Annotated in this window: 10 protein-coding genes and 2 tRNA genes; 5 read left to right on the top strand and 7 right to left on the bottom strand. The window is 45.8% G+C overall.

Features of this window, described 5'->3' with window-relative positions; genetic code table 11:
• Positions 1 to 125: 125 nt before the first annotated feature.
• Together Q1B04_RS08460 and Q1B04_RS08455 are read right to left on the bottom strand one after the other, a co-directional pair.
• A complete protein-coding gene (locus Q1B04_RS08460; RefSeq protein WP_299758029.1) occupies positions 126 to 1,487 on the bottom strand; it encodes a hypothetical protein in 1,362 nt (453 codons plus the stop codon).
• A 94-nt stretch (positions 1,488 to 1,581) separates the two neighbouring features.
• Positions 1,582 to 2,340, bottom strand: a complete 759-nt coding sequence (locus Q1B04_RS08455) for an ABC transporter ATP-binding protein (RefSeq protein WP_299758026.1) — start codon at positions 2,338 to 2,340, stop codon at positions 1,582 to 1,584.
• 290 nt (positions 2,341 to 2,630) lie between these two features.
• Here Q1B04_RS08455 and Q1B04_RS08450 point away from each other — a divergent pair.
• Positions 2,631 to 2,712: transfer RNA gene (locus tag Q1B04_RS08450), tRNA-Leu, on the top strand.
• 259 nt (positions 2,713 to 2,971) lie between these two features.
• Here the strand turns inward: Q1B04_RS08450 and Q1B04_RS08445 are convergent.
• From Q1B04_RS08445 to Q1B04_RS08435, 3 genes are all read right to left on the bottom strand, one after another.
• Entirely contained in the window at positions 2,972 to 5,077 is a 2,106-nt protein-coding gene (locus Q1B04_RS08445; protein ID WP_299758024.1) for a ComEC/Rec2 family competence protein, read from the bottom strand.
• Positions 5,077 to 5,505: a GNAT family N-acetyltransferase gene (locus tag Q1B04_RS08440; protein WP_299758021.1), complete on the bottom strand. Its 429-nt coding sequence runs from the start codon at positions 5,503 to 5,505 to the stop codon at positions 5,077 to 5,079. Before Q1B04_RS08440 ends, Q1B04_RS08445 begins: the two co-directional genes overlap by 1 nt.
• An 83-nt stretch (positions 5,506 to 5,588) precedes the next feature.
• Positions 5,589 to 6,626, bottom strand: a complete 1,038-nt coding sequence (locus tag Q1B04_RS08435; protein WP_299758019.1) for a PhoH family protein — start codon at positions 6,624 to 6,626, stop codon at positions 5,589 to 5,591.
• A 97-nt stretch (positions 6,627 to 6,723) separates the two neighbouring features.
• On the opposite strand from Q1B04_RS08435, the gene Q1B04_RS08430 reads away from it, so the two are divergent.
• From Q1B04_RS08430 to Q1B04_RS08415, 4 genes are all read left to right on the top strand, one after another.
• Positions 6,724 to 7,500, top strand: coding sequence for an SAM-dependent chlorinase/fluorinase (locus Q1B04_RS08430; protein ID WP_299758016.1), 777 nt, complete (start codon positions 6,724 to 6,726; stop codon positions 7,498 to 7,500).
• Between the two features lie 109 nt (positions 7,501 to 7,609).
• Entirely contained in the window at positions 7,610 to 7,900 is a 291-nt protein-coding gene (locus tag Q1B04_RS08425) for an antibiotic biosynthesis monooxygenase family protein (protein WP_299758012.1), read from the top strand.
• Positions 7,901 to 8,058: 158 nt separating this feature from the next.
• The gene (gene hscB, locus Q1B04_RS08420) at positions 8,059 to 8,595 is read left to right on the top strand and encodes a Fe-S protein assembly co-chaperone HscB (RefSeq protein ID WP_299758009.1); all 537 of its coding nucleotides are present in this window, start codon (positions 8,059 to 8,061) and stop codon (positions 8,593 to 8,595) included.
• Between the two features lie 11 nt (positions 8,596 to 8,606).
• A tRNA-Leu gene (locus Q1B04_RS08415) sits at positions 8,607 to 8,690 on the top strand.
• A gap of 78 nt (positions 8,691 to 8,768) precedes the next feature.
• Here Q1B04_RS08415 and Q1B04_RS08410 read toward each other — a convergent pair.
• On the bottom strand, positions 8,769 to 10,637 hold the full coding sequence (locus Q1B04_RS08410; protein ID WP_299758006.1) for an ATP-binding protein: 1,869 nt from the start codon (positions 10,635 to 10,637) through the stop codon (positions 8,769 to 8,771).
• 620 nt (positions 10,638 to 11,257) lie between these two features.
• Positions 11,258 to 12,187, bottom strand: coding sequence for a lytic transglycosylase domain-containing protein (locus Q1B04_RS08405; RefSeq protein WP_299758004.1), 930 nt, complete (start codon positions 12,185 to 12,187; stop codon positions 11,258 to 11,260).
• Positions 12,188 to 12,335 lie beyond the last annotated feature (148 nt).

The raw sequence follows: 12,335 nt of genomic DNA, 5'->3' as shown, positions 1-12,335 counted from the left end.
TCCAAGGGCTTCTATACTATTTAAATATAACTGCTACTGCAGTTATACACATCCCTATCCTTCTAATAAGTATGAATACAAAAGCCCCGGCATTATTTAAATGCCGGGGCTTTTGTATTCATACGTTAGGCCTCTGCTTTAAAGTGCGTCTCGAAGAGTTTATACTTATACTTTGGATACTCTTTCAGCACGGCTACCAGCGCGAATACAGACCCGCCTATCACCAATGGATAGATGAGGTACAGCAGCGGGTGGATAAGCGGCAGTAACAGCAGGCAAAGCAGCCCAATGGCAATAAAGTTAAATAAGTATGAAGCCTTGGCACTAAAGCTGAACAAGCCTCCAGAAACTGCTTTAGGGCTTACAATAGAGGAGATTATACTTATTGGTACCATTACCAGCACACTGCCAATGTACATCATGACAATAAAAAAAGCCTCTTCCTGGTTAAACACAGCCACATACACAAATGTTAGCACGGCATCGATAAGCAAAGGCAGGCGCAGTGCCGTCCAGGTTACTTTCAGGAAGTCGTTTACGGTGCCGCTGGAGCGCTCTACCGTAAGCCAAAGGTTTCGGTAAAAGCCCCATACATTGTTAAACACATAGGAAAAAACAATTAACGGCCCCACAAACAGCCAAAGTGTTAACACCTCATCCAGCAGATGCTCTCCTTTTTTAGTGAAAGCAAGTGCATCGGCACCAAGTATAAATGCCTTGAACGCAAAGCCGAAAAGCAGCATTTGGCGGGCCTGCTTATGGTTTTTAAATAAGCGCCAACCCAAGCTGCGGCGGGCGTTAGTGCTATAGTTGACAGTTTTGCGGCGCGGCTCCGTGGCAGCTTTTTCCAGAAAAAAATTAGCGGTAACAAAAGCGCCTAGCGCGGCCATGTGCACCACCAGCATTATCCAATCGGCAATTGGGAAAAACATCGGCACTCTAACCTGAAGCGCAATAAACGCCCCTGCCATTACCACTGCAGAGTAAAAATTAGCATTGCGCCAGCGCATACGGCGCTCTATAAACACCTGTAGCGAGCGAAGCGTAACGTGGGCCGTAAGTATAACCAAGATGCTCTGCAGCAGGTGCAGCACCGTGTACAACGGCGATATCATGTACAAGAGCAGCAAGAAATTGAGCAGCACAAAGTAAAATGGCGACACCAGTTCCACCACCAGCTCTGTTCGGAAGCGCTGAAAAGCCGAAACAGGGTACAGCTGCGGAATCAGGTTTGCCTTTGGAACGTATGCCGGAAAAAATCCTTTCAAAATAATGGTGGACAGTATAAGCAGGTTTGTGTACTCCAGCACCTGGTCTACGCTCAGGCTGGTGCTGCCCTGCCCTGCCTGCTTCAGCAGAAACGAGAACAGCCAGCTATAAACGCCCGCCGACAGCAGCCCCAGCGACAGCAACAGCGAGCGCTGCAGGCGCTTATGCCTGAAAAAGCTGATGATTCGGACTCGGCAAGAGAATAATATCAGATCCATGTGATAAGTTAAGTATTGAGAGCTATGAGTTAAGAGTCTAAAGTTAAAAGTGCCTTAACGCACTTTTAACTTTAGACTCTTAACTTTTAACTTACTAAGTGAGCATCCAGTCCAGGTTGGTTTCTGCATTGTGGTGCGGCAAAAGCAGCTGGAACAGGGCTTGGTCTATCAGGTTGGAGCCGTTCATGGTAAATTCCTGCACCGACCCATTATACATCAGCTGCCCATCGTTCAGCACTCCTATGTGTGTGGCGATCTTCTCGACATAATTAAGGTCGTGGGAGGAGATCAGGATGACGCGGTTGGCATTGCGGTAGCTTCGGATCAATTGCACCAAAAGCTGCGCGGCAATAGGATCCAGGCCGGTAAACGGCTCATCCAGTATAAGCACTTGCGGCTTATGCAGCATGGCCGCGGCAATGCCCACTTTTTTCTTCATCCCAGTAGAATAGCCCGCCACGTTCTTGTGCAGCGATTCTTTATCGGTAAAAAAATAATTGACCAGGCTACTGATTCGTTGTTCTGCCTCTGCTACAGGAAGTTTGTAAAGCTTTGCCACAAAGCTGAGGTACTCCATGCCGGTAAACTCTTCAATGAGCGGATTGTCTTCGCAAAGGGCGCCGAGGTTTTGCTTTACTTCCAGCTGGTGCTGATGGTAGTCTTTACCGAAAAGAGAGATGCTGCCACTGTCGGGCTGCACCAGGTCGAGGATACAGTTTAAAAAGGTGCTTTTCCCTACTCCGTTCTTGCCCAGCAGGCAGTAGATTTGTCCACTTTCAACAGTCAGGTTTAGCTCCTGTAGCACCTGCTTTTTACCAAACGTTTTAGACAATCCTGTTATTTCTATACTCATATATTCGAATCGTAGCGTGAAGTCCTTCAAATAAAGTATGCGCTACGAGCCTGTAGCACAAGCATAAAGGTATAAACTATCTCTGACTCTCCCCAATATCGCAACTGCTTTACCTAGATAATTTTATACTTGCAGAAATATGCATTTCTTTCTTATGTGCTAACACAGTTAAAGCCGGATAAGGTTCTTTGTTCCTCAATAATTAGGCTTAAAGTATAAACTCTATATTTTTTGATTATTGGTTTTGTTTTTGTCAGAGCCTATTTATACTTTTGCATCCTACTTTACCGGCGCACGTGGTGAAATTGGTAGACACGCCATCTTGAGGGGGTGGTGCCTTCGGGTGTGGGAGTTCGAATCTCCCCGCGCGCACTCTAGAAGCTCTATTCTTAACTGAATGGGGCTTTTTTGTTTTAAGGCCTGTTCTGGAGCTGAGGCTAAAAAATAAGCATAATACCTTACTTAACCGAGGCTACGGCCAAATGCAAGTATAAACCCAGCCTACCTACTACAGGTTTTCAATTCTATGCTTTCCCATTGTCCGCAAGCTTACGATATTTGCGCATCAACAGCATTTATACTTCTGGAAACTGCCTCAACATAAAACCCTGCGGCAGCACTAATAAACTCCTTACAAGTCCAGCTTAAAAGCACCGGAATCGGCCACATCATAGTAAGAAATACCTAGCGTATCGAGCTGCTGGCGCAGGCGCTGCCGGTACCATGGCGCACTGGATCCATCTAAAATAAGTTTATTGAAAGTATACTGCTGCAGCTGCTCCGGTTTCAGGCGCACGTTCTGGCGCAGCAAGAGGTAATCCACGGCAAAGCCGGCCTTTGGCTGCAGCTTGGGCGGATGAGAAAGTATAAGCCACCGCAGGCCCTGCCATACCAGCAACCGATTACTGTCCGGCAACAGCACAGAGGGATTTTTATCGGCACCGTTTAAAGCTACCTGCTGCGGCTGCTCTACCCCGAGCTGCCAGAGGTGCGGCTGTACGTTAAATGTATAATTCTGCGGGTTTTGCAGCAACGAAGAATCCGCTATCAGCACAGCCTGCTGCCCCTGCACAAGCCCTATACCTGTACCGCCTCGCACACTGTATACAATAAACTGCCGCTGCTGCTTTTGCTGCGCCTCCTCCCACATCTCCTGCACCGAAAGCACAGCAGCCACTCCAACCGCTAAACCTAAAAAACGCAATTTCTTCAGGGCCACGAAAAGCAGAAAAGCCAGTAGCAGGAAGTATAAAAGATAGGTTTGCCATACACTGATATCGATGCCGGTGAGCACAGACTGCGGCCAGCGCTGTACCCAAAGGTTAAATTCGTTCATCAGCCAGATCAGCCAGAAGTGCACCTGAAAAAGCAGCCAACTCAGCACCGGCACCCAACTGAACGCCAGCGCCACCACACCCGACCACAGCACCAACATGGCCGCCGGCACCACCACAATATTAGCCAGCCAGAAGTATACCGGAAACTGGTGGAAGTAGTAAAGCCCCAGCGGGAAAGTTGCCAGCTGCGCCGCCAGCGCCACTGTAAAGTACGTCCAGATAAAAGCAAGTACACGGTTGCGCACCTCCAGCAGCTCGTAAATTTTTGGCTGCAGGTAAACAATGCCCAGCACTGCCAAAAAGGACAGCTGAAAACCCACCTCCAGTAAATTGTAAGGGTTAAGGTAGAGCAGCACAAAGGCAGCAAAAGCCACCGTGTTATAGATAACCGTTCTTCGGCGCAAGGCCAGACCAACTGTTACCAAGCTAAACATAAGCACTGCCCGCAGCACTGACGGCGACAAACCAGTTACAAAAGCATAAAGCCACAGCGCCAACAGCACAAGTATAGCCCCAACCCACCGCTGCCTGGCTGTGGCCGTAAACCGCGCCAGCACCAGCATCAGCACTGAGTAAATCAGCCCCACGTGTAAGCCGGATACCGCCAGCACATGCATAGTACCTGTATCCGCATAGGCTTGACGGATGCTGTTATCCAGCTCATCTTTTACTCCAAGTATAAGTGCCGAGGCAATCGCGTACTCCCGCTTCTCCCTCACCCGCTCGTGCAGCAGTTCGTCTAGCTGGCGGCGCAGCTGTATGCTATAGTATAAAATTGTGTTTGGAGGATCAGAGGCGAGCTTCTGGTACTGCAGCGGCTGCAGGTAGTGGCGGTAGTAAATGTTTTTGTTGGCCAGGTAGGCTTTGTAATTAAACTGGTTAGGGTTAAGCGGAGCCACCACTTCTAGCGGTGCGCCTTTTACCAGCAGCACGTCGCCGTAGTTTAGCTCGTAAGCCTGCTCTGAGTCATGGGGCACGGATAGCTGCACCTTACCGATGGCTTTCCGCCAGCTGCCGTTAAGCTTAACTTCTTCAACCTCCAGCACAGTGCTTTGGTAGCCGGGCTTCTGCAGCACGTAATCCTGCACCACACCTTTGTAGTGCGTTGGCGCAGTTTTCAGGTAAGCAATATGCTGGGCCTGATTGATTTCTGAACGCTGAAAGGTAGTGGTATAGCCAAGGGCAAAAAATGTAAGCAGGCCAAGTATACCTGCCATATCCGTAGCAAAGTTGCTTTTAAACTTTTTGGCAAGTAGGGCCGCAGCCACAAACCCCGCAAAGTAAAAGGCAAGCAAACCGAGCCCGTGCCCGAAATGCCTGCCCCAAGCAAAGTATAGCAGAATGCCCGCTATAAAGCTAAGCGTAATGCGCGCAACCGGATATGGCGCCCACCGCAGCATCAGCCCTTGTATGTCATTTTATAGTGCTGGATGTCGCACTCCGTAAATATGTCGCCTTCTTCGGTAAAGCCGTGGCGCTTGTAGAAGTTTACCGCTGGCAGCTGTGCATGCAGGTATATTTTTTGGCTAGCTTGCTCTGCCTGCACATCCTGCAGTACAAGCCGCAGCATTTCGGCCCCTACATTTTTATTCCGGTACTCCGGCAGCACGGCAAACCGCTCCAGCTTTACGCCGGCATCTGTTTTGCGCCAACGAGCGGCTCCGCAGGGCACTCCGTCACAAGTAGCCAGATAATGCTTGGCAGTAGCTTCGTGCGCATCGTATTCCGCATCGCGGGGCACCTGCTGCTCCTGCACAAAAACTTTCTCGCGTATGGCAAAGGCAGCGTTTAGGTCCTGCTCGCTCACAGCTTGTTTTACCTTGATCATGGGGAAGTATAAAAACGTAGAGACGCAACTCGTTGCGCCTCTACAGGTATGCTAGTTACTAAAATTTTATTGACAGGCTACGGTTATCCGGCTGGTTGCCTTCTGCTGCGCCCGTTTACTTTTACTGGCTCACCGCTTTCAGCTGCTTTGGCCTCCTCGCGGGCGGCGCGGCGCTCCTCTTCCAGTTTGCTGTAAGCGTTTACGATGTCACGTACCAGGCGGTGGCGCACCACATCGTCGGCACTCATTTCCACAAACCCGATGCCCTTCACGCCACGCAGAATGTTAAGCACCTCCATCAGGCCGGAGCGCTGGTTACGCGGCAGGTCAATCTGCGACCAGTCACCGTTCACCATCACCTTAGCGTTAGGACCCATACGTGTCAGGAACATCTTCATCTGGGCCGGTGTGGTGTTCTGAGCCTCATCCAGCAGCACAAAGGCATTGTTCAGCGTACGCCCGCGCATATAAGCCAGCGGCGCAATCTCAATGATTTTGTTTTCCTGGTAATACTTCAGCTTCTCCACCGGAATCATATCTTCCAGCGCGTCATAGATAGGGCGCAGGTACGGGTCTACCTTGTCCTTCATGTCGCCGGGTAAAAAGCCGAGGCTTTCGCCTGCCTCTACCACTGGTCTGGAGATAATAATTTTTTTAACTTCCTTGTTCTTAAGCGCGCGCACGGCCATGGCTACTGATACATAGGTTTTACCAGTACCGGCTGGGCCAAGTGCAAACACCAGGTCGTTCGTCTCTACGGCATCTACCAGCTTTTGCTGGTTAGGGGTTTTAGCTTTTATGACACCTCCTTTGCTGCCGTACACAATCACGTCTGAAGAAGTAATAATTACCTCTTCTTCGGTTATAGCATCCGTGCCGAGGTATCTATTTACGCTATTATGCGTAATCTTCCCAAACTTATGATAATGATCTATCAGCGAAGAAAGGATTTCGTGAATTTTAGTGATCTCAGGGGTCTGCCCCTGTATCTTGATCTCGTTACCTCTCGATATGATCTTGCTGCTGGGAAATGCCGCAGCGAGCTGTTTAATATTTTGATTCTCTGTCCCCAAAAAATCAATGAGTGAGATATTCTCTAGGGTTATTACTTTCTCTACCAAATGTTTAGCCTCTTATATAGCAGGTTAGGAATATTTTCTTTAATTTAACTAAATTCAGTAATATTAATACAAATCTACTCAAATTATAGTTCGTAATATGGCTGTAATTACGTTTCTGTCTGACTTTGGATATAGGGACCACTATGTGGCCGCCGTCAAGGCCAAAGTACTTTCGCTGGACCCGCAGGTGCAAGTTGTGGATATCACACATGCTATCGAGCCTTTTAACATAGCGCACGCCGAGTATGTTTTCGGTGCCGTTTTCCGGGATTTTCCGGAGGGCACCGTGCATATACTTGCCGTAGATACGCAAGGTTGTAAACGAGGCAAATTTCATGCTACAAAGTATAAGGGGCATTATTTTCTGCTGGCCGACAACGGTTTGCTCTCGCTGCTGACAGATGGGAAACCGGAGCTGGTGGTGGAGCTGAAATCTGACACTCCTTATGCGCCTTCACCGGCCAGGGATTTGCTGGCACCGGCTGCTGTATTTCTGGCTAAAGGCGGCGATATTGATGTGCTTGGAGATCGCACCAACAACATTAAACAGCTGTTTAACAGACAGCTGCGCCTCAGCGACCATGCCATTACGGGGCACGTGATACACGTAGACCGCTATGGCAACCTTATTACCGACATCACCCGCGACAGCATTGAGACCATTGCACATGGCCGCACGTTTACTGTCCATTTTGGCCGCGAAACCATTGGCCGCATCTACCCCAACTACAACCAGGTGGATGACGGCGACTGCTGCTGCGCCTACAACAGCGAAGGGCAGTTATGCATTGGCATCAACAAAGGGCACGCCGCCCAGCTGCTGGGCCTAGGATTCGACTCGCAGGTGGATGTGCGTTTTTACCCCGGCAGCTGATAGTTGATAGCTAAATTGTTGGATTGTTAACTTGTTGTTCTTATTTATGGGGCTCACTTAAACCATGAGTGCATAAAATAGTTATTGAATAACAATAAACAATTAAACCATGTTGATACGCATTGTCCGGATGACATTTAAACCAGAGAAAACGGAGGAGTTTCTGGAGATTTTCCGAAGTTCTAAAGATAAGATTCGCGCTTTTGAGGGCTGCAACCATGTAGAACTGCTCCAGGACCTGCATCAGCCTAATATATACAGCACCTACAGCCTCTGGGACTCTGAAGCGCATTTAAACAATTATCGCAGCTCTGAGCTGTTCGGGCAAGTATGGCCAGCAACCAAAACCTTATTTGCCGATAAACCGGAAACCTGGTCTTATACACAGCTGGAAGTATAAAGACCTTGCAGCATGCGCAGCTCCTATCTGCATCTGACAGAGATCTGACGCAGATAGCTTAGCCTGTTTCAGAACAAAGCCTGCTTTTTTTTCTGTACCTTTGCTATATACAGCTCGCGTACGAGGCAGGCTAATGAATAATAATTGCTGATTGATCTATGGAAAACTATTTCGAGTTTTACGATATACCTGAAAGTTTTATACTTGACGAGAAGGCGCTGAAGAACACCTATTACAAACTGAGCCGCGAGTATCACCCTGACTTTTATGCCAACGAGCCGCAGGAGAAACAGCAGGAGATTCTGCAAATGTCTACACAGCACACCAATGCCTACCGCACCCTCTCCGACCCGGATCTGCGCATGCAGTACATTTTGAAAGAGCATGGGCTTCTTGAAGAAGGCGGTAAGAACGAACTACCCGGCGACTTCTTAATGGATATGATGGATATTAATGAGGAGCTGATGGAGCTGGAATTTGATTTTGACGCCGCCAAACTGCACGAAATAGGAGAAAAAAGCACCGGCGTGATGGCCGAATTAGAAAATGATATCCTGCCGGTTTTGCAGCGATATCCTGAGCTACACGGAGTTACCAAAGACGAGGCGCTGCAGCAGGTTAAAACTTACTACCTGAAGAAAAAATACCTATTGCGCATTCAAGAAAGTTTATCTAAGTTTGCATCTCGTTCCTGATAGAAGAACAAGCCTTGGTGGCGGAATTGGTAGACGCGCTGGTCTCAAACACCTGTGAGGTTACACTCGTGCCGGTTCGACTCCGGCCCAAGGTACAAATAAAAAGCCCTGCTGATATATATCAGCAGGGCTTTTTATTTGTTTGATTAATTTGTTTAATCTCTTTTAATCAATTAGCTGTTATTTTCTTTTATAAAGTTATATATCATCTCCGTCATTATTTTAGCATCTTCTGTCATATCTTCAATATTGTTGATATACTTAACTGCTTTTTTAGCAAAATTAACCTTATCATTGATAGTGCCAGACTTGGCAGCATAAGAGCGTGTAATACCTTTTACTTGCTTATCAATAAAATTGCCTAAGAGTTGGTCTTTATACCTATCGTAGATGAGACTATCAAAAACTAAACTTTGAGGATTCTTGTTTGCCTCATACTCCATAATTACTTCTTTCAAGACCGATGGTCTTAGTGTGTTCTCAATCTCCCTTGAATTTAAACAATAGTACCTGTCTTTTAAGCTATTTTTTAATTTCAAATGTCGTTCATACTTAGCTAGCCTTTTTGGGTTACATTCACCATCGATTTTTACCCCTGCACCATCCTTATCTGAAACTAAAAAAAGCTTTCCACATAGGCGTTCTACAGCAATGTTTGAATGGCTCTCATCTTTATCATTTAGGAATGACCAATGAGTAATGTTGCCACCACCATATTCAACAAAGGAATAATGAGTATCTTCTTTAAATACTCTAACCGTTTCTTTTAATGATTCTTGGTATACCTCAAGGTATTTTCTGATATAAATTCTGTCTGTAATACCTTCAACCCAAACTGTACAATTAGATAAAAAAACAGAGGCGTTACGTACACCTAACAGTTCAAGGATATTCGCATCTTCATTATCGACATTTTCAATCAAGAATATATGCTCCTCACTCTCTGAGCAGCCTTTGAAAGTATAAATAGAAATACCATCAATATCTAGTGTGATATCTAAAAAGTGGTTAGAGTGTGTAGTTATGAAATATTGGAAAGAAGCAAACTCTGGTTTAGTTAATACCTCTAAAAATACCCTCTGAAACCCTAGGTGCAAATAATGTTCTGGTTCTTCAATAAATACTTTCATCTCCTTTCCTTGATTGAAAAAGAGTGGGTAAGTCAATAATATAATTGCTTGTATTCCGTCACCTAATTCATATATCGGGCGCTCTATATTTCCTATTGACACGTGCACAACATCATCACCTTTACGAGGTATAATGTTTACCATTTCTCCACCAAAGAAATTATTACTCAGAAACTCTTCAAATCCCCTTAATCTATCTCTATCTTTTCTCGCTCCTACTAATAAAGCTTTAGCATCTTCATACAATCTTAATCCTGTGTAAATATCTTTATCTGATTCCTGCTTACCTATAAAGTAATCTTTTAAAGTTCTTTTTAAATATATATCATCATGAGAAAAGCTTGAGCCATTATTAGATATAGGCCTTAACCCCCTTAGAATTGGAATATATATTTTTTTAAAATCGTACCTTTTAAAATCTTTTCCGGTAAGCCCATCCAATTGTTTTAAATATTTGCTACCAATTTCCTTCAAAAAATTTCCGTGATACTGTCTTGTATCATCAATCTTGCTTTTAAGGATGGTTTGTAACGATATAAGACGTTCTTTAAAATGCTTATCTAGTTCAAAATTCCTATCTATATATTTAACATTCGGAACCTTATCTAATATATTAGATTGACTTCCCAAATAGTCCTTAAGATTATATCGATTGCTATAATTTGAAAGTTCTATATTGTATTCTTCAATAATTTGGTTTAATCTAATCAGATCGAAATTTTTAAACTTGAAGCCAAGATTTTCTTCTTTGAAGAATGTTCTTAAGAATCTACTTTTTCCAGAATTATTGGCACCAATAAAAATATTTATCTTAGATAGATTCTCTAAAAACCTCTCTTCTCCTAATAATACATAGCTTTCAAAATGATCTTCATTTAGAAAAATCGAGTCAATAGGGTAGTTCATCTTCATATGTTTTTTAGAGAAGGTTTATAAGATATAAAAATGGAATCATTATTACATTAGTAATTAATTACTATTTAGATAAGTCCCACCTGCTCTTTCGTATTTGCAATCCGAAAGTATGATAAATGCGGATTTGTAATCCGCCTCAGCAAAGGCAGTAGCTAATCCCACAAAAGCGGATTGCAAATCCGCAAAGTATAAAGTTCCGGATTACAAATCCGGAACAGCGGTGAAATAAATAGCGGTGAGCAAGTAGCGGTGCACAGGTAGCAGCAAGCATAGAGCATTAACATGTAGCGGCGAGCATGGTGCATCAACAGGAAGTATAAATTCATAGGCCAAGGTCAGTTATACTTTCTTTCCCGCCGTAGTTGGTGTTTTCACCAACAACCACCCCCCTAGCGCAAGCAGCCGATTTTATTTATACTTCAAACGCAGTTAGCCGCTATATCACATCGCGGAAGCGAGCAACATAGCGGCTAATAAACCTACAGCTTAACCATACTTTGCACATGGCCGTCCGTTTATACTTTGCAACAGCAAAACACCTTGCCCAAAGTATAAAACACGAATTACAGCGGGAAGTTATGGCATGCCAGAGCTGTTCAACAAAGTATGACTTATACCTACATAGAGCCCTGAGGCAGCTTTAGCTCAAACTCTTTGCCTTGCGCCACCGTTAGTTTATAGTCTTTTATCCAGGGGTTGTAGAGGCGCAGGGTTTTATAGTTGGTGCCCTGCTTCAGGGCGAAGGCCGGTAAGTCAGAAACTGTGGAAGTGACCTTTACCGAACGCGTAGGCAGCGGCTGATAGCCACGCTCTGTCGGCAAATCAAAATTATACTTTTGCGGGTTGCCCAACACTTCTTTCAAGGCAAGGATGCGGAACATGTAGCGAGAAGTTTCGTCGTTGAGGTATAGATCATAATAAGAGCTTACCCCCTGCCGCTCCAGCGCACGCCCTAAGCCAGCCATGCCCCTGTTGTACGAGGCTGCGGCATTGGTCCAGGAGCCGAACCGCCCTTTAGCGCTTTTCAGGTACTTTACAGCGGCAAGCGTAGCTTTTTTCACATGAAAACGCTCGTCTACTTCCCCGTTCACAATCAGGCCGTAGCCACGAGCCGTGTCTGGCATCAGCTGCCAAAAACCTGCCGCGCCTGCCGGCGAGGTAACATTCCCAAAAAGGCTCTCGGCCAATGCCAGGTATATAAAATCTTCGGGTATGTCATTTTCCTTTAGCAGTGCTTTAATTTCGGGTACGTAGCGCTGCATACGCTTCAGGCCCAGCAATGTGGTGGCGTGCAGGTAAGAGTTTACCAGCAGCTCACGGTCTAGCCGCTCAGCTACATCCGGCACATGCAGCGGCACCGGCTCTCCGGCAAAACTCAAGACTTCAGGTACGGCGGGCGGGCTAAATACTGGCTTTAGCGCATTGGCGTTTTCATCTGATGCATCGGACATGTCGCCTGACGTCATCATCTGCTTTTGGCTGCACAATTGTAGCGCTAGCACAAAAATTAACGTTACCCAAATGTATTTCCAGAACTGCTGTGCCATGGTCTCCTCCCGTCTTAACGTAAAATATGCCTTCTGTAAACTTCCACTTTAAATTAGGGAAAAAATGCAACAGCATCAAAACCCGGGTGGCCAGAGCAGGTGAACTATACTTTATTTCTAGCAAATGGCTTGGCGTACAGCAAAAACC

Source organism: uncultured Pontibacter sp. (assembly GCF_947495565.1).
In the GTDB taxonomy this organism is placed as follows: domain Bacteria; phylum Bacteroidota; class Bacteroidia; order Cytophagales; family Hymenobacteraceae; genus Pontibacter.
The sequence above is the reverse complement of the archived record's forward strand: the minus strand, read 5'-3'. Positions and strand labels throughout refer to the sequence as shown.

Bases quoted from the DNA above. Each gene is read 5' to 3' on its own strand.
- Q1B04_RS08430 (WP_299758016.1), top strand. From the start codon at position 6,724: ATGGCTGTAATTACGTTTCTGTCTGACTTTGGATATAGGGACCACTAT.
- Q1B04_RS08405 (WP_299758004.1), bottom strand. From the start codon at position 12,187: ATGGCACAGCAGTTCTGGAAATACATTTGGGTAACGTTAATTTTTGTG.
- Q1B04_RS08425 (WP_299758012.1), top strand. From the start codon at position 7,610: ATGTTGATACGCATTGTCCGGATGACATTTAAACCAGAGAAAACGGAG.
- Q1B04_RS08410 (WP_299758006.1), bottom strand. From the start codon at position 10,637: ATGAAGATGAACTACCCTATTGACTCGATTTTTCTAAATGAAGATCAT.
- Q1B04_RS08460 (WP_299758029.1), bottom strand. From the start codon at position 1,487: ATGGATCTGATATTATTCTCTTGCCGAGTCCGAATCATCAGCTTTTTC.
- hscB (WP_299758009.1), top strand. From the start codon at position 8,059: ATGGAAAACTATTTCGAGTTTTACGATATACCTGAAAGTTTTATACTT.
- Q1B04_RS08445 (WP_299758024.1), bottom strand. From the start codon at position 5,077: ATGCTGCGGTGGGCGCCATATCCGGTTGCGCGCATTACGCTTAGCTTT.
- Q1B04_RS08440 (WP_299758021.1), bottom strand. From the start codon at position 5,505: ATGATCAAGGTAAAACAAGCTGTGAGCGAGCAGGACCTAAACGCTGCC.
- Q1B04_RS08455 (WP_299758026.1), bottom strand. From the start codon at position 2,340: ATGAGTATAGAAATAACAGGATTGTCTAAAACGTTTGGTAAAAAGCAG.